Here is a 24016-nt window from a genome sequence, read left to right as displayed (position 1 = left end):
GGTTTCTGACCCCGGCCTGACATATCGTATTCGCCATGATCACATCGACAACTGCTTCCGATCCTTCGTTCGCAATGACCCCCGTCGCGGCTGCCGCCGGCGGTGGCGCGCGGGTTGATGGGCAGCATTTGCTGCACGGCGCCGCGGCGAAGGAAGACTCGATCACTCTCGAAGAGGCAGAACGTCTCATTCGCGAGACGGCGGAGAAGCTCTGGCGCGGGTCGGCAACCGCTCTGCAGTCTCTCATCGACATGCTGTTGAACTTCTTCAGGTGGATTACTCGCCCGTTTCGGCCCACCCCCGGAGGCGGGTCGCCGACTGCCTCGACCCAATCAGATTCACAGGCAGTGAAGTCGGGGAGTCTTGATCGCAACAACATCATGTCCTCGCCGGCCGAGTCCGCGCGGCCTGCCGACGGGGGTAATGAATCCGCCAGTGGGCACGAGGATGACGACAGGGTCCCATCTTCCGCCGACGAGGGTAAGCCGTCGCCCGTGAAACTGACGGGACGCTTCGGACTCCCGGCATCGTACAAGGGCCCCAAGCTCCCGGTGGGCGCGGACACGGTCCACGGCGTTTTGGCAGGGGTCGCGGGAGAGCATCCGAATCTTGAGCAGATGGATCCCAGGAAGGCGGTCATCACCATGGCGGTTTCGCTGCTCAGGGACTACGTTTCCAAGGTGGTGCTTTCCGAAGCCCAAACACGAGCCCTCGACCAACAAATTCAGACCCAGCTGGTCGCCTTGGCTGCGGTGAGCGGCAAACTTGCCGATGAGTTGCTCGCCCAGGTCCTCGCAAGCGCCAATGTGGGCGGGCTGCAGGGCGATGAGATCCGTCGTCTCCATGCGGAGCGTAGCGCTCTCGCTGAGAAGGCAGCCGAGCATCAGGGGAAGATCGAGACCTACCTCCTGACGCTCAAGCAGCAGGGCCTGAACGTGGCCGACATTGCGGATCGCGCGAGGGTAGGCGACGCGCTGCCCGATTGGCCTGCGAGGCTTGAGCACATGTCGCCGCAGGAGCCTCCTGCTCTGACACCTGCCGAGCGCGCGGGGATGGCCATCGGCGTCGAGCCGGAGTTCCAGACTTCACCCGACGGCCCGAGTCCTGAGCGGATCGCCCGCCTGAAGGCTTCACTGATTTCAACCATTTCGAACAATGAGCATGAACAAGAGCGCCCCCGCGGCTAAGAAAGCCCCGGCCAAGACCGCCATGAAGCCACGAGCCGGAGCGAAAGCGACGGTCAAGGCAAAGGCGGGCAAGCCCACAGCTGCGGCAAAGCCCGTGAGTAAGCCGCGCGCCTTGTCGGAAAAGCAGATCCTGGCTCGCCAACAGGCGCGCGAGACGAGGGAGCTCGCAAAGGCTGAGCGGCGCAGCGCTCTCCTGCGCGAGAAGGAAGACGCGCGCATGGCGCGACAGGTGGCGCGAGAAGAAAAGAAGAAGGCACGCGAAGCGGCGAAGCTCGCCGAGCGCCTGGCCCGCAAGCAGGCCAAGGCAGAGGCGAAGGCAACGCGTGGGCGCCCGAAGCGTCCGGGTCTTCCCACCATCAAGAAGGAGATGGAGCTCGAGCACACTGATCTCCTGAAGCCCTGGACGGATCGACCCTTTACCGGCCGCGATCTGGACGTCTTGAGCAAGCGTTTCGGCCTTACCGCTTCGGAGTTCGCATCGGCGCTCGGCCTGCAGAACCGGTTCCAGTTTACGGTGCTGCTGCGCTCGTCGCGCGTCGTCCCGTTCGACGTCGAAATGCTCGCCCGCCTGTATGAGATGAGCCCTACGCCGGCGCCTTGGCGTCCGTACAGCGCGGACGAAGTCTTCAAGACGTTGTATGGGCCACTGATCGACAAGTTCGGGACAACCGACAAAGACCGCGCGTTCGCTGAGACCCACTATTCCGTTCGGTTCACCGCCACGCTGGACCGTTCGTCGTCGACGGCCTACCGTTGGATGGACAGCACCGAAGGCGTTTCCCGCATGGTCATTGCCGTGCTCCTGCGAAAGGTGATGTCGATGCCAAATCCACGTGAGACGCTCGAGAGCCTGTCCGCGCTCGTTCACAGAGTTCGAGGCGGTGATCTGGAGAAGCGCGCACCGGCGCCTGTGGAAGGTATGCAGTACAACCGGCGCGGCCGCGTTCCTGGCGCTTCGCGCACCGCCGCACGCGACCCCGCTCTGCAACTCGCCATCCGCCCCCTCACACTCTGATCAGCGCCAAAATGAAGCAACCTGTTGTCCTCCCGCCGAAGATGGAGAAGCGCATCGGGCGCGCTCACGGCGCGACCTTCTTCCGATCCTTCCTGCTGGCCGACCAACGGCCTCCGGTCATCAACTACCGAGACACGTTGGTGCAGATCGAAGGTCTCAATGCGAAGGACGCGCCTGCGGACCTTGCTTGGGGAATCCACGGTACCCGGTCGATTGCCGACGCGAGCATCTATTTCTCCAAGGCATCGATCGACGAAGGCAAGCTGCTGTACGAGCTGGACGTGTGGGTGGCCTTTGACCACCTGAAAGCAGCGACGACCTCTGTGACCGAGGAGCTCGTTCGCAGCTCGGGCATCCTTACGTCCGGTCGGCTGCGTGCTGACTACGAACAAGAGGTGAAGGACATCGTCCTGTCGTACCTGGAGGGCCGCATCCCCGCGAAGGAGTTCCAGGCTGCTGCGGGCCTGAGCTTGGAGCACCTGCTCGTTCGGTACCCTTCGGCCGTCTGGCGTTTCATGCGCGAGCGGCCCTATGTCAAGGCATTCGTCCATTCGGCAGCGGTGCGGGTTGCCGAGAAGAACGAAAAGCGCGACGCGGTGGTGGCGCGGCTGAACGTCATCACCTTCCGCCCCGACCCGAAGAAGGTGGTCGAAGCCGCCGTGAGGCAGGACAGAGAGATCAAGATTACGCTGTAGCGAGACAGATCATGCAGGATTTCGCGATGATGAGCGCCGACGAGGCGCAGGGACAGACCCTGGTCCTGGCCGCTCGGGCCAAGGAGGAGCGCCGGCTGGGAGGCCCGCCGGTACGCCACGTTGCGCTCCTGGACAGCGACCTCGAGCGGCTGCGCGACTGCCTGCTCGCCCATGTGGAGGGCCTGGGCCGCATCGAGCTTGCTTCACCGTCGATGATCGACGTCGATCTCAACACCGCCGCGCGCGCCCTGCTCGAAGAGGCGCAAAGCGCCGGCGTCTGCAATGCGCCAGGCGCGCACTGGATCATGCGCTTGGGCGACGTGTGCATGGTCCTATTTGCCGACGAGCTGCGGCTCATGACCGTGGGCGCCGAGGGCCTCGTGGCCCTCGCGCACGAACAAGCGATTCGTGCGGCCCAGCAGGCCGGCAAGCCCTATAACAGCCAGGCTCTCGCCGCGTACGATGCTCGAGCCTCGGCGAACCAGGGCGAGCGCATCGCCTGAGTGGAGACATTTGGCGCGTCATGCGCCAATCCTTTTTGGCAGGTTCATCTCGGTTAGCAGGGGAGCCAGGATCTTGACGGGCTCCTTACCTGTCTTTGAATTCTCCGGGCCTTGCGGGCTGGTCGTCAGCGGCGGGCGCCGTAAGGCGCGAACAGCCGTGTTGGGCCCACAGCGGACGCAGGCCGCTCGAGATTGGTCGCCCGTTAGCTGACATCCATTCTCCAGCGTATCGACGCCCGGCTGAGTCCCTCATCTTCCCGAATGGTCCATTGCCGGGTGACTTTGGCGACCGGCATCGGTCGTTCATAGTTTCAGAGCGCCAGGGCCCGACTACTGCAAAGCTGTCTACTTCAGCCCGTCGCATCACATTGCCAACGGGCTCAAATCACTCATCATCCGGCTCGGCCTCGTCCGTCTCATCAGTCAGCAGACCGTGCTTTGCTCTTTGGTCCGCAACATGGGAAGCTGCGAGAGATGCAAAACTCTCGAGCACTTGTAGCTTGTTCTTCAGAACTTCACGGGCAACTTTCGCTTCGTCGGAGGAACGGTCAAGCCCATCTTCCACGAAACGAACGACGCGGACTTCAAGCGTCGAATCCGCCCCTGCGTCGAGGGCGCCCTGAATCCAAGGCTTCGCCTCTTCTGTGGCTTGCTCCGCCGCTGAGGCGAGGTAGTACTGCACAAGAATCCGCGCCACATTGTCCACTGCTACGGCCGCGTCGAGCATCTCCTTGACATCTTCTTCGACTTTCACGTCCCCTGGAGGCTCTTGCATTAAGAGAAATCGCGGGCCGTTGCTCGCATCGAGTGAGTCAAGTGTCCGTAGGAGCGGTTCCAGCTTCTTCAAGGGACGAAGACGAGAGGGAAGGCCGTACCTTCGCTCCCACAACTGAAAGACCAGTTCTGCGCAAGAACTTTGGGCCGCGGGTTTTGCCTCCGGAGAAGCATCCTCCGCATCGTGGATGCGCTGAGCGAGCATGTGTGCCATCCACTGAGCAGCTATGTCGTCCCCAAGCTTCAGCTGGGCGACCAGCCTCTTTCCGAGGTCAATGACTGCGCTTGAGCGTTCGAGCGATTCCATCTTCTTCAATCAAGTAGTACCGAACGTAGGGTGGCGCGTACGAATTTGACTCATCGTCATCCGAGCTGTAGCGCGAGCGCCGTCGATGCAGTGTGAGGCCGACAACCAGCGAGTGTTCTGGGTTGGCGGCGAGCAGTTCTCGGAGAAACGCTCTGTCTGAGCTCAAACGAGTACCGGGAATCGTCTCCTTTTCKCGGCCGTATCCGTTTGACTGCGTCCAGGTCTCACTTCGCAACAGAGCCCCGCTCTTGGTAATCCATCTGCGCCCGTCGTCGACGGTGCGAAGTCCCATCGCCGAGATGGTGTCTGTGTTCGGTTCATCGCCAGGAACACGCACTCGCTCGCTCCAGGGGTCGTATTCGTCAACTCCGTAGCTCTCCCCTCGTTCAGATTTCCAACGGCGCAGCTTGAACTGGCCATCTCGGCGCTCTTCCGAAACTTGCTCCGAATCGCCTACTTCGGCATTCTCGTCTTCGTCCTCGCCCACATCAAATTGGTCTTCATCGAATCGGAAGAAGTAGTCATGGGCGTTCAAGGCTGTTTGCGCTGCCGCGAGAAACGCTGCTGCGCTGACCTTTGGCACGAGTGCGCTAGTCACGGAGATGGACTCTTCGGAATCGTGTGACCCGCTCGTCCAGTCCCCGGAGACGACGTGCAGCCCTTCGTCGGTTTCTAACAAGCTATCAAGGTGCTCAGCGGTTACCTTCCAGCGCCACTCCTTGTCACCGTGGCGCTCCGCCGCTGGAGCAGCCCTGGTGAGCTGTGGGTCGCGTCTATCCGCGGCCCACTTACCGTCGGTGCGAGTAAGAAGACGATGTTTAATCCATTCGTCAAAATCGTTCTCCTGACTGTAGCTCGCCTTACCGATTGAGTGCGTCTTCAACAGCCTCGCCGCCACTATCATCATCGCGTGGTAGGCGTGGTAAGCCCTCAGGTCCTCCACGCGGGGCATGGTGCCATGGGAGTGGCTAGTCTCCTCGTGGCGGAATACGTTGCTCTTATATCGAGCATCGTCACCTGATTTGCCACTGAGGCTACTCAGTCGCGCGCGAATGACCTGGATTGCACGTCGAGCAACGTCGTGCTCCGACACACCGAAGGCACGTCCAAGGCTGTTAAACCAATATGGTCCGATGTCGATGCCAAAGTAATATTTGTCTATACCGTCCTCCGATGAGTCGGTCGGCTGCTCAGTCTCCTTCTCAGGCTGCCGGTAGGAGTTGTATTCGACGATGGGAAGCGCACCCACGTTGATTATCTCTGGGTTGCCCAGCGTAGTCGACTCAACCAAGAGCTCAGGCAGTTCACGCAAGGTAAGGGCTGCGAAATGACGCAACAGCACATGCTCCTCTCTGGCTGACGCCAGGAGAAAATCACCGAACAGCCGAACCATATCCGGTTCCTCGGCGGCGCACCTGGCCAGCGCCATGGTGAGCCACTGGCGCGAGTGCCATTCGTAGAAGACGAAGCGCTTGTCGACGAAGGCGCCCGCACCGACTGCTGCTAGCTTCGCGAGCGCAGTCAGCACTGGAACCCAGCCGAGCTCTACGGCAGCTCGAACGGCGTGCGCGGCCTGCCAACGCAGAGCGGTGCTAGGCGCACCTAGCAAGGCCCAAAGGTACCCGGCCAGCGCTTCTTCACAGCTGCCGAGAGGCTTCATGTCGTCGCTCCAAGGACCATCGCCATCTTCCGGGCGGAGGTCGCTTTCAAGGAGTGCCAACCCGAAGTTCAGTGCATCGTCCGCCTCATCACTGGTCAAACGAGAGGCCAACGGCTCCAGCATCTGGAAGAGCTCCCCTGCATTCAGCGTCGTGACCTTCGCAAGGAACCCCTCAAGCGTCGCATCCACTAGCTGGTCGTCGTTTACGATGCCTTCGCTGATGAGGTGCTGGAACGGGAACGAGCTTCCCCACCGCGACCGTCTGCCCCACTCAGGACTCCTCCGACATACGGAAAGTGCCACCTCGGCCATCGCCTTGCGCAGCGACATTGGCTTGGTCTTTTGCGCTCCTAGCACGTCAAAGAGGTGCTTGAGCTCATAGTTTCCAATGTCTGGCCAATGCGCGACCGCAAGGCAGAAATCAGCGGCTCCACCCAAGCCGCATCGGCGCAGCCCCTCTTGATAGAACTCGTCAGTCTTATAGGGGGGGTCAAACGTCCTCAGGTGCAGATATGCCGCACGAAGCTCGACGGAGCTTGTGAGGTCGACTCCTTTGAACAAGACATCCCAGTCTGGGTCGTTGCGTTTCTCCGGAGTCTCCGGCATGTATTGCCGGAATGAACTTTCACTCTCACGCTTGGGCTGCCGTGCCGCAGCGAGTAGCCTGTCTATGTCCGGGGCCACGAAGTCGCAGGAGCGTGCCAGCGCTGAAACTCGCTCAAGCTCCCTTTCCGACGGCGAGCTGACCCTCAAGTAGCGGTAGCCGACGCTCAGAGTCTTACGCTGAACGTCCTTGTTCGACTCATGTTCGACCGCTTTCGCCAGTTCTTCGTCGCGTACCCACTCGTCGCCAATCGGGCACAGCGCAACCGGCGCGATGGGCGGAAGCAAGCCGCGCGTAACCAGGCGGTCGACTGCGATTTTCAAAAGCCTGTCTGCGTAGCCGACCCTACGGTCTCTCCAGCGACTGAGGGTGGCTATGGCCGAGGCGGGACACAGACTCAACAATCCATCAATGGTGTGACCCCAGTCGAAGTGCTTGTCCCTATCGATGTAGTCGTACGCCAACTCCGCCCCTCGCGCTAACCGATAGGCCGACTGGGGTCGGGAGGGGCTGTCCTTGCCGCTCGCCTCGGCCAACCCGAGGAGCGCCCCCCATCGGTCCGTGTTCTCCTGCCCGATTCGGCTGGATACTTCCACCGCTCGCTCAAAATAGGAGCGAGCTTCGGCTCTGCTGGCCGGGAAAATGGCGCGAGCCAGACGTTGATATGACTCAACTCTAGACTCAGCGCTTTCACGATGCTGTTCGATGGCCTCGTAGGCCTTGATGGATACTTCGAGCGCGAGGTTTTCGAGTGGCTTTGCACGGGCTGCCAAGCGACAGACGCCTGTCATGGTAACGGGCCAGAGAATGCTTGCCTTCTCTTCAAACCACGTTCGAAATGCGGTCAGCGAGGCCCCGTCCGAAATCGACGCGTCGCGCAGCGCCCGTGTCCATTCCAGCGCAACGACCTGGTCTAGATTAAAGACGTTGCTGTAGTCCCTCGACCTGGCGGCGTTCGTTGCCCTAAGCGCCTCCTGGGCGACCGCGGCGAAATCTGTCGGAGTCCTACCGCAAGCAAGCTCAGCACTAAAGGCGAACCAAGGCAAGACGCCTCCTGTCGCTCTGTCGAAGGCCTCGGCTTCCAAGCTCCGGCCGTGGTGGTTCTCCTCTTTCTCCAGTTCCTCTCGAACCTTCGTTGGAGCCAAGTCGATGAGTGCGAGTTGCTTGTTCAGCAGCGCAGCCTCAAGCGTGTATGCCCTCAGTGGCGTAGACCTGTCCGAGGCGTACCTCTCCGCCAGCTCTCGGGGCGGATGCTCTGGCAAGTAACGACGTATGACCTTTGCCCATACCGCGTCATCACGTGGCAGCACTCGCAGTGCTTGCAACACCGCAGACGTGACGCCGTTCAGAATGCTCCACTTCATGCTTGGTCCGTCCGGGTCTTGCAGCTGAATGCGACGTGAACCCAACGCACGCATGAGCGTCTCAACCGGCTTGGCCGGCAGCGAATGGCCGCCGTCGCAAGCTTCCGCTGCTAGCCCGAGCATCAGCCAGACATCCGTGGCGCCGTGCTCCGCCAGTTGGTCGAGAAGGTCCTGGCGCCCAAGGTCTACTAGCCTGCGTGCCAAGATGCCGCCTGCGTCCATCGATAGAGACCTTGGCGTCCACCCCCTTAGAAATCTGACGGCGTTCTCCGGTCCTTCCGCAAGCAACTTGGCCATTGCCAGTTCAGCCATGTCGCTGGTTTCGACACGCTCGTTTCTTTTCTCGCGCTCCTCGTGCGGCATGCGGGCCCACGAGTACAGCCAATCTATCGCCATCCTCAAACGGCTGCGTGCTTCGGCAAGGAACTCCGCGCGCCCGGCCAGCAGGCCGGCTTCAAAGGCGTGATGCGCGCCCGTCCAGTTCCCGCCGAACGTCCGCCGAGATACCAGCTCGTCGATGCGGTCGGGAGAAAGAAGCGCAGATGAGATGTCCGTGTTGCTCTGTATCAGTTCGTTCTGACGTTCTACGCCGGCGAGCTCACCAGCTACCTTTAGCGCCAGCTTCGCTGCTGGCGCGTAGCGCCTCTCCTGCAAGCACGCCTTCAGCGCGAAGGTCAGCCGCTGGACCTCCACATCACGACGCTCGAGCGGGTTCGACGTGGGTAGGCCTTCAGCAGAAAGGGCCAAGTCCACAAGCTCATCCATGCGCCCCGCAGCAAGAAGCAGCTGAGGAATCGTCGATGCCACATAGGAGCTGGAGGCTGTTAGCGGCTTCAACCGTTCCAGGAACGTCGCGAGCTTTGCCTTGCTTGGCTGAAAGGTCTCGCGGAACCACGTCTCGGAAGGCTCATCCAGGAAGTGGAGGCTGCCACCTTTGACCAGCAGCGGTCGTCCCAAATCATAGGCAAAGCTTCTTACCGCGCTATCAGTAGTTCCGGAAACCTCCGCAAGCACCGCGATTGGCACGAGAGGTCGAAGCACAGCCAAGCCCTGGCAGATGAGGTCAATCTGCTCTGCTTCGACATGGCCTTCCCGAAACTTCAGCTGTTCGACGGCATGCGCCAGCAGTTCGGCGATGGCACGCTCAACGGTAGAGGGTGAAGGCCCGAGCGCCTTCAACATGGCCTCTATTGGCAGCTTGCGGCTCAGCGCCAGCGCCTGAACGCGTGGGTTGGAGCTGCTCAGGAAGTTGAAATCAGTAACGTTGGTTTCGGTCGCGTCCGGGTAGGATTTCCTGAGCTGCTTGGCCGTCTCTGCGTGGCTGAACGGGCGAAGTTCGACTTGCACCGCGTCGGGCGGAGCTTGCAGATAGTCCCGCCGATGCGTCCGGCAACTGAAGACGAGCTTGACACCGTCGGGCATCCCCGTGCGAATGAGGTCGGGCACGAAGGCGGCATCATCAAACTCCGTAGCGGCCATGACGGCGTTGTCCGCCGCGTCGACTATCAGGTAGAGATTGGCGCCGGGCGTTTTGGCCCTGAGCAGGCTAACAGCCTGAGTCAGTCTTGCCACGAACGCGCGCATGTACTGCTTGCTGTCTGTTCCGCGGATTGGAATCAACGGGTGACACAGCCCCTGCGCAGCGAGTTCGTTTGCAATCTGCGGAAGAGCGTCCTTTTGTCGATGCCGGAAGTGTTGGGCGCTTCTGTACAGCCCGTCCCCGAAGCAGTCGTAGAGCACCGCGACGGAACCTTCGGGGACAGACTTGGAGAGCTGCCACGCAAGGATGGACTTCCCGACTCCTCCCTCTGCATGCAAGACGACAGGGTTGGTCGCGGACTCCAGAATCACTCGAATCTCAGATTCTTGCTCGCGCGGAAGCGCGCCCTCCGTGGGTTCAGCAATCAGACACTTTGCAGGCCACAGGTCTGCCTCGTCGGTCTCGAGTGCACGCAGCACATCAAGGCGACGAATGGATGGGTTCGAAGCGTGCTCAGAGGTGGCCTTCTTCGTCACCAACTCCTTGAGCTGAAGTGGCGCGTCCGAGTCAGATTCGGCCAGGTATTTGCTGACGTCCTTGAACAGCAGATTGCGCTGGTTCCAGAGGTCGGGCTCGCCCGCTTCAATCGAGAAGAGCTTGAAAAAACTTGTCGTCTCGCTACCGAGCCCATTCACATACCCAAGGAGCGTCTTCGCAACAGACGGATGTCTTGCGGCGCTTCCAGATGCGAGGTCCTCCAGCGTCTCAGCCACTTTCTCGTCAATGGGACGGTTAGTGGTGAAGGTGAAGCGCAGCTTGTCCTTTAGGTCCTCCCAGATGAACGCCTTGCGCAGCCCCATGAACCGCTTCGAGAAGCCCTTGAGCGTCTTGTCCAGGCCGCTGGCCTTCCAGGGCTCCTGCACGCGCTTCGTCGAGTGCTTCAACTGCACATAGCGGACCAGGCGTGCGTCCTCCAGCTCTTCGCTCCCAAAGTAGAACCCCACGTCGATAAGTTCGTCGCCTTCGTTGGCCGAGCCAGGGCCTTCGGCGGCCGAGGCGCCTTCAATGGAGATGGCGACTAGGTCGCTCACGCCAGGCAGGAGCGAAAGGCAGTGACGTGCCGCCCAGTGGTAGTGGAATTGGTCCCCGTCCCTGCTCGCTCGCACCAAGTCAGAGTCAGAGTCGGTGGTGGTGGTTCTGCCAGTAGTTTTTTTTGAGTTCATGAAGACGGGGAGATTGCCTTCGGAGCGTCGCGAAACGTCGTGTGAGCCAGCCCAGCGAAACAACGGCTGGTGTGCATATCTTGCCAAATTCGACTGAGCGCGCGCTCAGGCATCGAACTTCGGATTCCCGGCTGATGCTGTATCTTCAGTCAGTTTGCCACGTTACCGGCCGTGCAAGATGTCCCCCCATGGGACCCACCCAAGTTGGTCATCCCACCTCGGCGGCTGTGCTTGAGCGGCCACGCGCTCGCAGAAAGCGGGGCAACCTGCTCCGAACCAGTCGCTGGCGAACGTCTGCACCTGGCCGATTCCGGCGGTTGGCCGCATTCTGCCTTCCCCACGAGCGGCGCGCACGCGGCGGCCGCGACGAGCCGGCCTAGTTTCCCCTCGTCGGCCTAACACCCCTCGTCTGGCACGCGCCGCCGCTGTTGCGCTTCCCCCGCACGAAACTCAAAAATTTCCGGCCCCATGTGGCGTGTGCTGATACGATCGGCGAAGGAGTCGGGGCGTCCGTATCAGCCTGATGCTGCGGAGGAAATCGACGGTTTCACAGCGGCATCCATGGCGTTCTGTCATCGCCGAAGATGCTGCGAGCCGACATCGGTCGGCGCCATGGTCGAGTCAGGATCCACTATGCGTCGTTTTGCCCACGCTGCCATCCAAGTATCTGCAAACCCCGAATCGAGGCGATTCGGCACTCCGCCGCGCCGATTAGGCGGCTTCGTTGCTTTCCTGGCGTTCGTGCTCTTCGCTCAGATCGCCGCGGCGCAGAGCGGGGGGACAGGGCAGCTAACGCAGCCCTACCTGGACGCAACCAAGTCGACGGATATGTCGACGCAGGCCTTTACGGCGCTGCTCGGGACCTTCTTCACGAATCCGTTTTCTGCGATCGGTAGCGCCTCGACGCTGCTCGGTTCCATGTTCCTGGTCTTCAATACGTTCATCTTGGTGGCAGGCACCATCTGGGCGACGTACGGAATCGGCGTGGCGATCGTCCAGACTGCGCACGAGGGCCAGCTGATGGGCAAGAAGCTCTCCCAGGTGTGGCTCCCGATCCGGATGGTCACTGGCGTGGCCAGCCTGATCCCGGCCTTTGGCGGCTTCTCGCTTTCCCAGGCCGTCCTGGTGTTCGCGACCACGCTGGGGATTGGTGCGGCCAATCTTGGCTTCGATGCCATGGTGAATGGCACCAACAACATGACCACGGTCGTCTCGCCCTCGTTCGTGAGCCCCAAGGCGCAAGGCGGTGCTTCGTTGGAGGAGGCGGCCTTTTCGCTGTTCAAGGCGCGAATCTGCATGAGGGCGCAGAACGACTACGTCGCCAAGCAGCAGGCGCTCGGCGTGGATATGACCGCCGATACGATCAGCGCGACGTATCCTGCCGGCATCACAGGGGTGCAGTACGGTAAGCCGGACAGTCGGGACTTCTGCGGCGGCGTGAAGGTGACCGCCACGGTGAAGGACGATAGCCGGTCGAGCAGCTCCATGGGAGGCTATCGCATCGCCTCTGTCAACTACGAAAACATCGCTTCTGCGATGCAGGCTCGTGCGACGGGAAACTTCGGCACGTACGTGAACCAGATCGCGACGCTCGCCGACCATTGGTACGACGACTACACGGCTCATGCAACGACGGGTGGCGCCCGCCCCGTCGTTCCGGTCCTCGAACTGCAGGGCATTGCGACAACCTACTACATGGCACTCCAGCCGCAGCCTGGGGAGGCACAACAAGCAGCGAATGCACTATCCACGCAGGCCATCGATTCGATGAAGAAGTTCGGCTGGTTCGGCGCGGGCGCTTGGTACGCCACCCTGGCCGAGGTGAACGCGGCGGTTGCCCAGGCGGCTCAGTCGGTCAGCTTCTCGACGATCCCGATGGGACTCAGCAAAGGCGACGGCGGCTACAACACCGCGTTGGAAGCGGTCCTGACGGCACTCGACACCTCCAGTGCGGCTGCGTCGTCGGACGCGTCGAATGCGAACTCTTCGGCGGGGGACTCCTCCTGGCAGGGTCTCTGCAAGATTGTCGCCGGCGCGATCTCCCCGCCGGGCTATCGGCCAATCGGGAACTGCAGCCTGGGCCAGACGTTCGCGATGGACCTGATCGACATGTCTACGGCCGGCGCCGGTGGAGCGTCCTCGACGGCCGGCGGCGGAGCGAGCTCGAACGGTGGGCTGCGGCTGATCGACCCGATCATCGCGATGAAGAACATGGGCGACTACATGATGGTGGCCGCTGAGTCGGTCTTCACCGTCTACTCCTACCTGAACGAACTTCCTGCCGACGGGGTGGCCTCGAACATCATCTCCACTGGGATCAAGAAGCTCGCAGGGAGCACCATCGGCGTCGTTCTGGCTCCGCTGAAGGCCCTGGGCCCGTTGCTCCCCGCGATCGTTGGCGGGATGTTCATCGTGGGGATGATCATGAGCCTGTGGATCCCGATGATCCCGTTCGTGAACTGGTGGGGCGGCCTGGTGCAATACCTGACGATCTTCTTCGAGGGTATTGCAGCGGGTCCGATCTGGGCTTTCGTCCACTTGGATGCGAACGGGGAGGGGATGGGCCAGCGAACCGAGACGGGCTATCTGTTCATCATCAACATGCTGTTCAGACCGTTCCTGATGCTGCTTGGCTTCGTTGCCGCAGCCGCGCTCATGATGGTGATGGGCAGCTTCCTCTTCTGGCTCTACCCGTCCGTGATGTCGAACGTGCAGGGCAACTCGATCACAGGCATCTTCTCGGTGATCGGCTTCCTGTTCATCTTCTGGATCTTGATGCACACGCTGGTCACCACCCTGAGCAACCTGTCTGTGATGCTGCCGGATCAGGCGCTTGCGTGGGCCGGCAAGGCGATTGGTGCGCACCTCGGACGCGAGGCGGAGGCGAGCACACGCGGGCAGTTCATGGCGTTTGGTCGATTTGGTCAGAATGGTATGAGTGGCGCGATGAAACCGCGCGGTTCGGGAGCAACATCCGAAGGAAAGCCCAGCTCACAGACGTCGCCCGACACGCCCGTTGTTCTGCCGCCTAAGTTTTGAGTCTGTCTACCTAGCGCAGTTCGTCGAACCGCGGCGATACTACATTTATCTGAGGCCACCAGGACCCTCCGGATTTCTATAGGACTAGAGGTATATATGGCTGGAATGGACGAGTTTTACGCCGACATGCATCTAGGAATCGAGCGCAATCGCGCTGCCGCAGAGCGCGTCGCACTCGAGGACACACAACGCCGAACGGTCGCCCAGTTGATGGCTGAAAAGCGAGATCTGCGGGGCCACTACGACGATCTTGTTGCCTCGACCGCCGGAAACCTGGCGCTGCGCTACGCTCTCGCCACGGCCTTGGCGAAACTAGATCCGACACATCCGCTCGTGCAAGACGCCGATCTCCGCGACCGAATCGTGCGCCATGCCAAACACACGATTGTTGCGACAGGCGACTGGGACCAAGTGCGCGAAGTCGGGCGCACCTTCAAAATCCCTGGGCGTTCGTAGCCCGGCATTTCGCCCCGCCGACCTTACGGATCGCGATTCCGTTCGGTATGCTGGCTTCGTGACCACCGATGCCAACATTCCATTTCTGCCCCGAATCGACTTTGCGGCTTGGACTTCTCACACGCCCAAGGGCTCCGAACTAACGCGCGTCTCGCGTGCGATGCAAAAGTACTACTGGTGGGTCGCGCACGCGCTCTTCGCCAAAGAGCCGATCGCGGTTCCCGCCCTGCTCGGCAATTGCGTCCCCGAAGGCACCGGGATGGTGATCGTCGAGGCGCCAGGTGTCTATCGCGTCGAGTTGCTTGGCACTGCGGTGATCGCCGGAAGGCCTCGTACTGGCATCCCCATTGCCACCGTCTACAGCTTTCTCGACAAGGCCGGCCCGTGCGAAGTGATTACTGCCTGGTGGGCCAAGATTCAGTTGGAGTATGGCGCGCCGCGTCGCGGGAACCTTCCAGGGCGTGGGTTCATCGCTGTCATCAAGCACAAGTACATGAAGCTCGATGCCGAGACGGGGCGGGCGGTGACCGAGATCTGCGACTTCATGGGCTACGCGGCATTCGGGCATAGCACGGGGGCGTCACCCCCGGAGGAGAGCCGTCGCTCCTATCTTGCTGCGATGGCGCCGGACGACGTTCACGCGCGGAAGCACCTCCAGGGCCTGGCCGCTGGTTAGTCCTTACTGCGGGGAACCGCGTGAGCCGCGCGGCCCAGGGGCCTCCTTCGAAGGCTGATTCAGGTCGAACCGCTGCAGCGGGCTACTGCCCCGCGCCGCGGGGTGTCTGAAGTCCGTTTCCGAGGCCGAGCGGCCCGGTTTCATTGCGCCCACCTTCGCTGTCTGGCGCCAGTGCCAGGAAAGATTCCCCGATTGGACGCAGGGGTGTTGAATCGCCCGCCCACTCCGGCGGGCGAAACGCGCTCGAGCGGGCGATTGGGGACCAGATGTGCGGCCCGACGGGTGCGGCGGACTCCCTGACGCTGCGGCGCCCGGTCTGAGGGTTGCCGCCCGCTAAGCGCCATGCGTTCGCAACGGGGTCAAGTGCGCTATTTGCAAATTTGCATCACCAACATTGCTCGTTTCATTGCAACGCAAAGAGCCGACATGTTGTAATCGATAAAATACTTCGTAGCGTGCTTCTTGTGAGGAACAAAAACGAATTCGAACGTACACGAAAGCATCCGCCAAGGCCACGAGGCCGATCGGCAATTGACCGCAGCCGTGCGTCGTATCTCTGAGTCCTCATCTCCAACCCATCCACCCTGCCGTCGATCGGCCTCCTTCCTCCTCCAAGTAATGTTCATGAACGCATCAAGACGGGCCTCCGCGCCGCCAACGACCAGCGCCCGGCGCGCAGCCCTTTTTGCCCTCGTCCTGGCAGCTTCGACTGGCAGCGCGTTGGCGGGCTTTGTGGACAGTCGCCCAGCTCAAGCTCAGGCCGCTGCTTCTCCTGCTGTTCCCGCAGCGCAGAAGCCTGACGGATCGGCGCAAGGGGTCGTTGTGTCGCCGGTACAGGGCTCGTCGCCTGCACCGGTCGCGTCGCCGTCGTCCGCGGCACCTGTGCCCGTGGCCGCCGCGCAGAGCTTCACGATCTCACGCAGCGACAAGACCATCCGGGAGGCGCTGGTGGCCTGGTCCAAGCGAGCGGGCTGGACGTTCGAGCCGGAGCATTGGACGGTGAGCTTCGACTTGCCCGTCCTGTCCTCTGCGGACCTCGGGCCGAACTACAAGACGGCGGTGCGTGCGCTGCTGTCGAGCACCGATCTGACCAATCTTCCGCTTCAACCTTGCTTCTACTCGAACATGGTTCTGCGCGTGGTGCCCAGGGCGGAGCTCTGCGACAAGACGGCGAACTGATCCATTCGACGCCCCGGGATACTTCCAATGAAACAGCACCATTTCGTTCTCCTCCCAATGGTCGCGCTCGCGCTTGCGGGCTGCGCTTACCAAGAACGCGTGAAGGAGGACGCCTTCAAGGCAAACATCGACATCGCTGCCAAGCGTCAGCCGCTCGTCGACTCGATCAAGGACTCCGAGAGTCGGCGCATTGCGGCGCAGGATGTCAGTCGCCCGTACATCGCCGGCAACCAGGAGCCACTTGCACGCGAGACGACGATGCCGCCAGCACTTCGCCGATCGGTACCTGTCACGGCGATGTACCAACGGGGAACCGTCGATCTGCAGACCGCGTTGAACCAGGTTGCCGAGGCCTCGGGCTTGATCATCACGGCGACGCCGGATGCGCTGCTGCCACCAAGCGCGTTCTCCGCACGGATGTCGACGCCGAATCCCCCGACCCAGGGTCCGGCCCGCGTGCAGCTTCAGGCTTCGAACGTGCCGCTGTGGCAGCTGCTGGACGACATCGCGCGCCAGGCGGACGTGTCATGGCGCCCTGTGCCCACCGGCGCGGAGTTCTACCGGGTCGAGACCCGAGTATTTCAGCTGGCTGCGATCCCGCAAGTTGCTACGACCACCGCGACACTCGGGCGAAATGCGGGGTCGAACAACGTCTTCGAGTCGCAGAGCAAGACCGGGTTCACGACGAAGGATCAGAACCTGATCACCGGCATGCGCGACACGATCGACGCTCTCCTGACCACGAGCGGGAAGGCAGTCATCAGCCAAGAGAGCCAGACGCTCGTCGTCACCGATACCGCCCCCGCGCTGGCTCGCGTCGCCAAATTCGTCGAGGAGCAGAACAAGCTCATGTCGCGGCGTGTGCGAGTCTTGATCGAATCCATCGAGGTGACGTCCAAGGACAACGACGATCACGGCCTCGATTGGAACTTGCTGCTGGCCACTGCCAGCACGGCCGCGAGCGCAGCATCACCGGCGAGCGTCGTCGGTCCGCAAGTGGGCTCGCTGGCTCTTGGCCGCAAGACGGGCAAGGGGACCGGCTCGGAGGTCATTCTTCAGGCGCTCAACGAAGTCGGGACCGTCGTCAATCACCGCACCTTCCCGTTCACGACGACCTCTGGGCGTCCGGTCACCCAAGCGATTCGGACCACCTTCAACTACGTCGACCAGGTGGCGGCCACCGCGATCAGCTCGTCATTGATCAGCACCCAGGCGCAAGCCCCTACGGTGACCCAGAAGGAAGAGACCGTCGGTACCTTCGTGACGCTGGTTCCGACTGCCAAGAGCGACGGAACCATTTTCCTGTCCGTGAGCTTTGACGTCACCAGCGCTCAGCCATTGCAGGCTTTCACCGTGGGATCTGGAGCCTCCGCAGTGACGGTCCAGCAGAAGACGATCGATGGAACGGGGGTGATTCAAGAGGTGCCGGTGCGCTCCGGACAGACCGTGGTCATCGGTGGAATCGAGACGAGCAGCAACTCAGTGACCTCCAGGCGCATGGGCTCTGGCCTCCCGATGCTGCTCGGCGGATCGGACCAAGGTCGCAACCAGAAGACCCGGATGGTGCTCCTGGTGACTGCGATTGCGGAAGAGGGCGTCTGAGGACGCGGAGCGCGCGGCCGCCTGCTCATCAGCGAAACCAATCCAACGAGGACCCTCTCCTTGGCCTTCCTACGTAAAAAGAGCGCTCCCCGCAGCAATGCCGGCCGCGCGCCCCTGATCATCCTGGCCGACGAGGACGGCGGGAAATCGCTCGCGTTCGGGTTGACCTGGCGTGCGGTCGCTTCCCGCAACGGGACGCAGGCCGAAGCTGCGGGTGTCGCGCGAGCGGCCGGCGCGACGCATCTCATCTTCAAGCAGCAGCAGTACGGCTATGGCGCCGTCCCAGCCGACGCCGTGGGTCAGATCCATCCGGCCGCACAGGTGGCGGCGCGCCAGCATGGTGGCGACGGCCTGTATGCCATCCGGATCGAGGCCGGCATCTATTGGCTTGCGGTGATCCGTGGCGGCCAGCCCTCGGCGGTCGACCGCGTGATCCATGCGGACAACGACGTCACGGTGCTGGATCTGGCTCAGGAAGAGATCGAAAGTGCTGTCGGAGACGAGGTTCACTACACCGTCTACACGAACATCGAGAGCCATGGCCTCGCTGGAAAGGTCAATGGGCTGAGCGCCGACGACCTGTTGATGATGGCCGCCGGCGACGACGATCTGCTCGAGCCGCTGCCAAGGTCATCGTCGATTCTGCCGAAGCCCGTCCTTTACACCTTGCTGATTGCCGCGGCGGTCGGAATCGGGAACAAGGCGTGGACCATCCACCAGGATCGTGAGCGCGCCCGCCTCGCGCGGATGAACGTGGTGCCCGAGGAGCCGCCAGAACAAGCCTGGGCGCGCGTGACAAGCCGCTGGGCTGCGGATCACGCTGCGGCGGATTCCGGTGGGTTGACCGCTCCGCGTGCGGCGCTGGGTAGGACTCCGATCCTTTGGGGCGGCTGGATGCTGGAGAGCGCTACCTGCAGCGCAGTTCCAGCGCAAGGTGCGGCCGCGCGAGGAACATCAGCGGCTGCCGGGACAAACAGCAGCGGGGCGTCGCGAGCATGGAGCTGTGCGGCTCGTTACTTGCGGCCGGCTACGGGAAGGGTGAATCGCGACATGGGGGAGATTGCTCTCCCAGGTTGGAGCGTTCAGTACCAAGGCCTCGACACGATCGTGGCCTCATGGTCCGTCCAGCAGCCCGCGGAGCTTTTCAAATTCGAGGCCCTGCGCAGTGTCGCGTTTCACCAGGTCGAGACCGTGAGCCGCCTACAGAACGTCTTGCCCGCGTTCGGAACGATTGGAGCGATCAAGTTCTCCTCCGTCGCATTTCCGCCGCCCAAGAAGCCCGACGGCACCTCATATCCCATCGTCGCCTCCGTCCCGCAGCTGCAAGCAGGGGAGATCTCCGCAAAAGGCCCGTTGCGCAGCGTTGATGCACTGATCGACGTCGGCGTCGAGGCGGACTGGACGCAGCTCCGGATCGGTTTCGTGCCAAACGCCTCTGGCACGGCGATGACGTTGAAGTCCTCGTCTATCACGGCCGAAGTGAAGGGGGTGATCTATGCAAAGAACTGACCGGCGAGAGCCGAGACGCCCCTCATTCGCTACCCACCCAATCGATCTCATCCCAATGCAATCCATTCGTCCCAGCGTCAGCTCGGCGGCGCTTCGTCCGTTGGTCGCGGCGACTGCCGCGTCTCTCCTCCTTTGTCTCAGCGGAGCCTCCTTCGCCGCCGGGCCGGCCGCGGGGCCTGCGGGGGCCGCCCGCTCGACCACTCGTCCCGCCGCGACTGACGCGATGAACGACAGCATCGTGACGGTGGACGAGCTCGTGAGGAATGAGAACGCGGCGGCCCGCCTCAAGGCCCGCCGCGATGCCGAGGCCAACGGCCTTATCCCGCCGGACACAACGACGCGCGACACGGCTGCCAAGGCTGCCGCCGTCGTTCCCCCAGCGGCCTTCGTCGTGAACTCGATTTCTGGCGTGGAAGGCCAGCTGCGAACGAGTGTGAACTACAACGGCTCGACCTACGAGCGATTGACGGTCGGCGCCCGCGTTGGCGGCTGCGTGATCGATTCGATTCAAGGCAAGCTGGTCAAGCTGAAGGTCGTCGTGAAGGGCCTTCCGGCGTCGCAATGCCCTACCGGAATCTGGACCGGCGAGCCGCCGTTCAACGCCGCGATGCAGCAAGGCGCCGGCCCGCGCTCTGGATTCGTCGCAGCGACACCCACCTCGATGCCTTCGCCTCTTGTGAACCAGGTTCCCGCGCCACGGCCGTACAGCTCAGCGGATCCGGTGGCGCTGCCTGGCCGGGCTCCTTTGAACGGCGCTCAGCCCATGGTTCAGCTCGTGCCGGCGGAGCCGACCGTGCGGGGTCAGACCGCTATCCCCTTGGCTGCGCGGCCGATCGCGCCTGCGCAAGACATGCGGCGTGCAGCGCCGGGACAAGACTCGAACTAAGGGCAAGCAATGTTATTCAACAGAAAGCCAAAAGTGGCCCCCGCATCGCCGAGTCTTCGCGTGGCGGCCGGTCCTCGGGGCGCGGCGGCTCCGGCCAACGCACAGCAGGCAGGGGTCGTTCGCCGGGCCGCGCCTGCGGGGGGGCCGAATTCCGCGCAGGCAGAAGCCAGCGGTGGGCAGACCTGGGGAGGCGTGCGGTTCTCCTCCACGCCGATTGAGACAACCGCGGACCTGACCAATCTGACCTTTCACCAGATCGTCAACAAGGACGCATTGCTCGCAGCCCACCTCTACGCTTCGGTCGCGATCGCGACCATCAACGGAAGCGACAAGGCCTGCCTGGTCTTCGTGGACAAGTCTCGCGCCAAGAAGGAAGAGCTCCAGGCCGTCGTCGAGCAGATGCTCAATCGCGGCTACAAGCTGACCGACAAGGCCGTTCAAGGCTACTTCGCCCCGTCCACGCTCGTGCTTGCGCTGTCGCAGGGCGACGTGACCGCCACGAAGCTGCAGTTTGAGCGGGAGGTTTCGCGGAATCCGCAGAAGAACGCGCTCATGTCCGCATTCACGGACATTGTTGCCTGGGCCTACGCGAACAACGCCGACGACATCGACTTCGCGGTCGACCTCGAAGCCTCGAAGAGCCAGATCTGCTTCAAGATCGGCGGCCGCTACATTCGGCCCGAGAAGTTCCTTGTCCCGACGGACACTGTGATGGCGATGCTCGGGATCGCGTATCAGAAGTCCGGCGGAGGCGACGCGTCGCAGTTGGATGTGAAGCTCGAGCAACAGGCGCTCGTGCGGATCGATCTGCCGAAGTCRCCCCAGATTCCCAACGGAGCGCGCGTGCGTCTTCGCTGGAGTGGGATGGCTCTCGACAAGGGGACCGTGGTCACGACTCGGATCCAGCGGCTGGGCGAGTCGGCGATGATCAAGTCGCTCGACGATGCGGGGTATGTCTCAACCCAGATGGACATCATCAAGCGGGTGATCCATTCCGAAGGTGGCATGGTGGTCCTCGCCGGCGTCGTCGGCTCCGGCAAGTCGACGTCCCTGGTGCAGATGTTGCGCATGCTGCCCACGGACATCAAGATCCAGAGTCTCGAGGACCCTGTCGAACTCGATCTGCCCTACGCCTATCAGAAGACCATCACGCGCGATGTCGGCGCGGTCGATGACACGGCGTTCCATTCAGCCACGAGGGCGCTCTATCGCTCTGCGCTCGACGTGCTGTATCTCGGTGAGGTCCGCGACCGGGAGACCTGCCTCGTGGCGCGTCAAGTGACGGAGTCCGGCCACAGCGTCTATACGACCACCCACGCCCGTTCGGCCCTCGGCATCACGGATCGCTTCAAGTCGCCGGCCATCGGCATGCCCAAGGATGTCTTGGCCACGCCAGGGATTCTCAAGTTGCTGGTGTATCAGGCGCTGCTCCCGAAGAACTGCCCGCATTGCGCGAAGTCACCATCGGAGTACTCGCACGCCTTCAAGTTGGCCGGCGCGGCGCTCGAATCCCACCACCGCTACTTCGACCGGCTGGAGCGCCTCTATGGGATCTCGCGCGACGTCTATCGGATGCGCGATCAGAACGGCTGCCCCATGTGCCAGAAGCCAGAGCTTCCAGGGTTGAACGGCTTCGCCGGACGGACGGTGGTGAGCGAGATGGTTGAGCCCGATGAGCAGATGCTCGAGTTCATCCTCAGCGAGGACAACATCGGGCGCGATCGCTACTGGCGTTCGCTCGCGACGCCGCGTTTCGACGACACGAATCTCGTCGGCAAGACAACGATGGAGTGCGCAGTCTTCAAGGCCGTCAGGGGCGCGGGCGAGGAAGGGGCGATGTACGGAAATATCGATCCGCGCGAGATCGAGCCGCGCTTCATGAGCTTCGAGACGGTTGAGGCGAAGCGAGAGCTGCAGAAGCGCTCGGCGGCGCGGCGGAGCTCATCCCAGATCATCGTGCCCGATGCGGGCGGCCCCGACGCTGGGGTGTCCACGTGAATCAGGCCATGATGCAAGCGTTCTGGCTTCGCCAGGCCGCATCGAACTTTCGGCGCCAGCGGGCGACGTACTACCAACATCTCGCGGATCTGCTCGAGGCCGGTGGCGGCGACATCAAGATTCTGCAGATCTTCGAGAAGGACGCCGTGCGCCACGGGAAGACCTCCCGGGCCGTGCTGTCGGCGCTCTGGGCCGAGCGCTACGCGACGAACGGTGCAAATCTCTCCGATGCCTGGCGCGGGACGTTGCCAGACGACGAGGTGGCGATCATTGACGTCGCCCAGACCGCCGGCGCCGGCGCGCTCCTGGCGGCGCTGCGCGACGTAGCGCGTATCGCGAGCCTTTCGGACCGCGTGAAGCGCCAGTCCATCGGCACCTTGATCGCCGCGTTCGTCGGCGTATCGGTGGCGATGGTGATGTTGACCGTCTATCCCGTGTTCGCCTCGAACAAGCTCCAGGAGATGTACTCCTTCATCCCGTTGAACGAGTGGGGCCCGCGCGGGAGGTTCTTCAATGCTTGGGCGGGGAACGTAAAAACATACGGCTTGTACTTCGCGATGACAGCGATCGTCGCCTCCGTCTACATCCACTGGACTTTCAACAACCTCACCGGCCCGATTCGGGACTGGCTCGACCGGAACGTCGCTGTGTACCGGGTGGTGCGTGACGTCAAGGGTGCGCTGTTCCTGGCCACCATGGCGACGTTGACGCGTCGGCGCGGCAACACCATGTACACGCTCTCCAAGGCCTTGACGACTTTCGCCCGCTCGATCCGCTCTCCGTGGCTGCGCTGGCGAGTGCAGGAGATCAACGAGGGGGTCAATCAGACAGGCGCAATCGGCACCTCGGCGTTCGACACGAACCTGCTGTCTCCCGAGATGTATTTCTTCCTGGTCGACATGCACGAATCAAAGGGGTTCGCCGAGGGCTTCGAAGCAACGGGCCGCTACGTCGAGGGCACGATCCTCGACCAGATCCTGAAGCGGATGACGGTCTACCGGTGGGCGCTGCTGCTCCTTGCGATGGGCTCCGTCCTCGGGGTTCTGGGCACCCAGATGAGCGTCATTTATGAAATGAAGGACACGATGATGACTTACTACGGCTCGAGATGAACCTCACCGCGCTCGCTTCCGATGCCGCCTCTCGCGGGCATCTGTCCACCACACGAAACTACCAACTTCCACATATGACCGAGACCAACCGCTCTCGCAAGAATTCCCAAGCAGGCTTCACTCTGGTCGAGCTGATCATCGTGATTGCGATCGCCGCGTTGCTCGCGCTCTTCGGCGTGCCGTATGCCCGAAGCATTATCATCGCCGGCAAGGTCGAGCCGACCGCCAACGACATCAACAAGACGGTGACCGCGGTGCGTGGAAACTTCGCGGGGCAGGGCGTGACACCCTACCTCAATCTCGGCTCGAACTCTGCAGCCACCGCTGTGTTCGCGAACACAGCGCGCGGGCTGGCGTCGGCGCTCTCGGTGACGGACAGCGGCGCCACTGCGACCGTGCAGCATCCGCTCGGCCAGACCGGCTCTCAGGTTACGGTGGCGGCCACGACGGTGTCCGTGGCCGGCGACGCGTTCGCAGTGACCTTGGACAACGTGAACGACGCGGCGTGCCCCGGGCTTGCGACGCAGCTCTCGCGCGCGGCCGAGGTGATCCAGGTGAACGGCACCGCCGTGAAGGTGGTTGGCGGAGCCTACAACGGCGGCACCGCGCAGAACGCATGCTCCCCAGGAGATACGAACACGTTTGTGTTCACGTTCCAGTGATCGCGGTCCCCGCGTCGCATCGGCCCCCGCGGCGACGGACCCCGAAGGGCTGAGTCACACCGCGCGGCGACAACTTGAATCCACA

At 62.5% G+C, this 24016-nt stretch carries 16 protein-coding genes; 14 read left to right on the top strand and 2 right to left on the bottom strand.

Features of this window, described 5'->3' with window-relative positions; genetic code table 11:
- The first annotated feature begins 35 nt into the window (after positions 1 to 35).
- The 4 genes from AC1DNF_RS10445 to AC1DNF_RS10430 are packed head-to-tail and all read left to right on the top strand — an operon-like array spanning position 36 to position 3400.
- Positions 36 to 1187: a hypothetical protein gene (locus AC1DNF_RS10445; protein ID WP_478148509.1), complete on the top strand. Its 1152-nt coding sequence runs from the start codon at positions 36 to 38 to the stop codon at positions 1185 to 1187.
- The gene (locus tag AC1DNF_RS10440; protein WP_478148508.1) at positions 1162 to 2202 is read left to right on the top strand and encodes a hypothetical protein; all 1041 of its coding nucleotides are present in this window, start codon (positions 1162 to 1164) and stop codon (positions 2200 to 2202) included. The genes AC1DNF_RS10445 and AC1DNF_RS10440 overlap by 26 nt, the downstream gene beginning before the upstream one ends.
- 41 nt (positions 2203 to 2243) lie before the next feature.
- Positions 2244 to 2897: a hypothetical protein gene (locus AC1DNF_RS10435; RefSeq protein ID WP_478148507.1), complete on the top strand. Its 654-nt coding sequence runs from the start codon at positions 2244 to 2246 to the stop codon at positions 2895 to 2897.
- Between the two features lie 11 nt (positions 2898 to 2908).
- Complete coding sequence (locus AC1DNF_RS10430) at positions 2909 to 3400, top strand: hypothetical protein (protein ID WP_478148506.1); 492 nt, start codon at positions 2909 to 2911, stop codon at positions 3398 to 3400.
- Between the two features lie 385 nt (positions 3401 to 3785).
- Here AC1DNF_RS10430 and avs3b read toward each other — a convergent pair whose 3' ends face one another.
- Together avs3b and avs3a are read right to left on the bottom strand one after the other, a co-directional pair.
- The gene (gene avs3b / locus AC1DNF_RS10425) at positions 3786 to 4481 is read right to left on the bottom strand and encodes an AVAST type 3 anti-phage proein Avs3b (RefSeq protein ID WP_478148621.1); all 696 of its coding nucleotides are present in this window, start codon (positions 4479 to 4481) and stop codon (positions 3786 to 3788) included.
- On the bottom strand, positions 4447 to 10812 hold the full coding sequence (avs3a, locus tag AC1DNF_RS10420; protein ID WP_478148505.1) for an AVAST type 3 anti-phage nuclease/ATPase Avs3a: 6366 nt from the start codon (positions 10810 to 10812) through the stop codon (positions 4447 to 4449). Before avs3a ends, avs3b begins: the two co-directional genes overlap by 35 nt.
- Before the next feature lie 633 nt (positions 10813 to 11445).
- Here avs3a and AC1DNF_RS10415 point away from each other — a divergent pair.
- From AC1DNF_RS10415 to AC1DNF_RS10370, 10 genes are all read left to right on the top strand, one after another.
- Entirely contained in the window at positions 11446 to 13851 is a 2406-nt protein-coding gene (locus AC1DNF_RS10415; RefSeq protein WP_478148504.1) for a DotA/TraY family protein, read from the top strand.
- A 105-nt stretch (positions 13852 to 13956) separates the two neighbouring features.
- The gene (locus AC1DNF_RS10410; protein WP_478148503.1) at positions 13957 to 14307 is read left to right on the top strand and encodes a hypothetical protein; all 351 of its coding nucleotides are present in this window, start codon (positions 13957 to 13959) and stop codon (positions 14305 to 14307) included.
- 58 nt (positions 14308 to 14365) lie between these two features.
- Positions 14366 to 14983: a hypothetical protein gene (locus tag AC1DNF_RS10405; RefSeq protein ID WP_478148502.1), complete on the top strand. Its 618-nt coding sequence runs from the start codon at positions 14366 to 14368 to the stop codon at positions 14981 to 14983.
- A 618-nt stretch (positions 14984 to 15601) separates the two neighbouring features.
- Positions 15602 to 16162, top strand: a complete 561-nt coding sequence (locus AC1DNF_RS10400) for a toxin co-regulated pilus biosynthesis Q family protein (protein WP_478148501.1) — start codon at positions 15602 to 15604, stop codon at positions 16160 to 16162.
- Positions 16163 to 16189: 27 nt separating this feature from the next.
- Entirely contained in the window at positions 16190 to 17764 is a 1575-nt protein-coding gene (locus AC1DNF_RS10395; protein WP_478148500.1) for a hypothetical protein, read from the top strand.
- Positions 17765 to 17824: 60 nt separating this feature from the next.
- On the top strand, positions 17825 to 19273 hold the full coding sequence (locus AC1DNF_RS10390; RefSeq protein WP_478148499.1) for a hypothetical protein: 1449 nt from the start codon (positions 17825 to 17827) through the stop codon (positions 19271 to 19273).
- 223 nt (positions 19274 to 19496) lie between these two features.
- A complete protein-coding gene (locus tag AC1DNF_RS10385) occupies positions 19497 to 20159 on the top strand; it encodes a hypothetical protein (protein WP_478148498.1) in 663 nt (220 codons plus the stop codon).
- Positions 20160 to 20351: 192 nt separating this feature from the next.
- A complete protein-coding gene (locus AC1DNF_RS10380) occupies positions 20352 to 22157 on the top strand; it encodes an ATPase, T2SS/T4P/T4SS family (protein ID WP_478148497.1) in 1806 nt (601 codons plus the stop codon).
- A gap of 8 nt (positions 22158 to 22165) precedes the next feature.
- Positions 22166 to 23269 carry a hypothetical protein gene (locus tag AC1DNF_RS10375; RefSeq protein WP_478148496.1) on the top strand — a complete coding sequence of 368 codons (1104 nt, stop codon included), beginning with the start codon at positions 22166 to 22168 and terminating at the stop codon, positions 23267 to 23269.
- Positions 23266 to 23931, top strand: a complete 666-nt coding sequence (locus AC1DNF_RS10370; protein ID WP_478148495.1) for a type 4 pilus major pilin — start codon at positions 23266 to 23268, stop codon at positions 23929 to 23931. The genes AC1DNF_RS10375 and AC1DNF_RS10370 overlap by 4 nt, the downstream gene beginning before the upstream one ends.
- Positions 23932 to 24016 lie beyond the last annotated feature (85 nt).

Source organism: Variovorax sp. 01T432, assembly GCF_056398605.1.
This window is presented reverse-complemented; position numbering and strand designations above follow the sequence as displayed.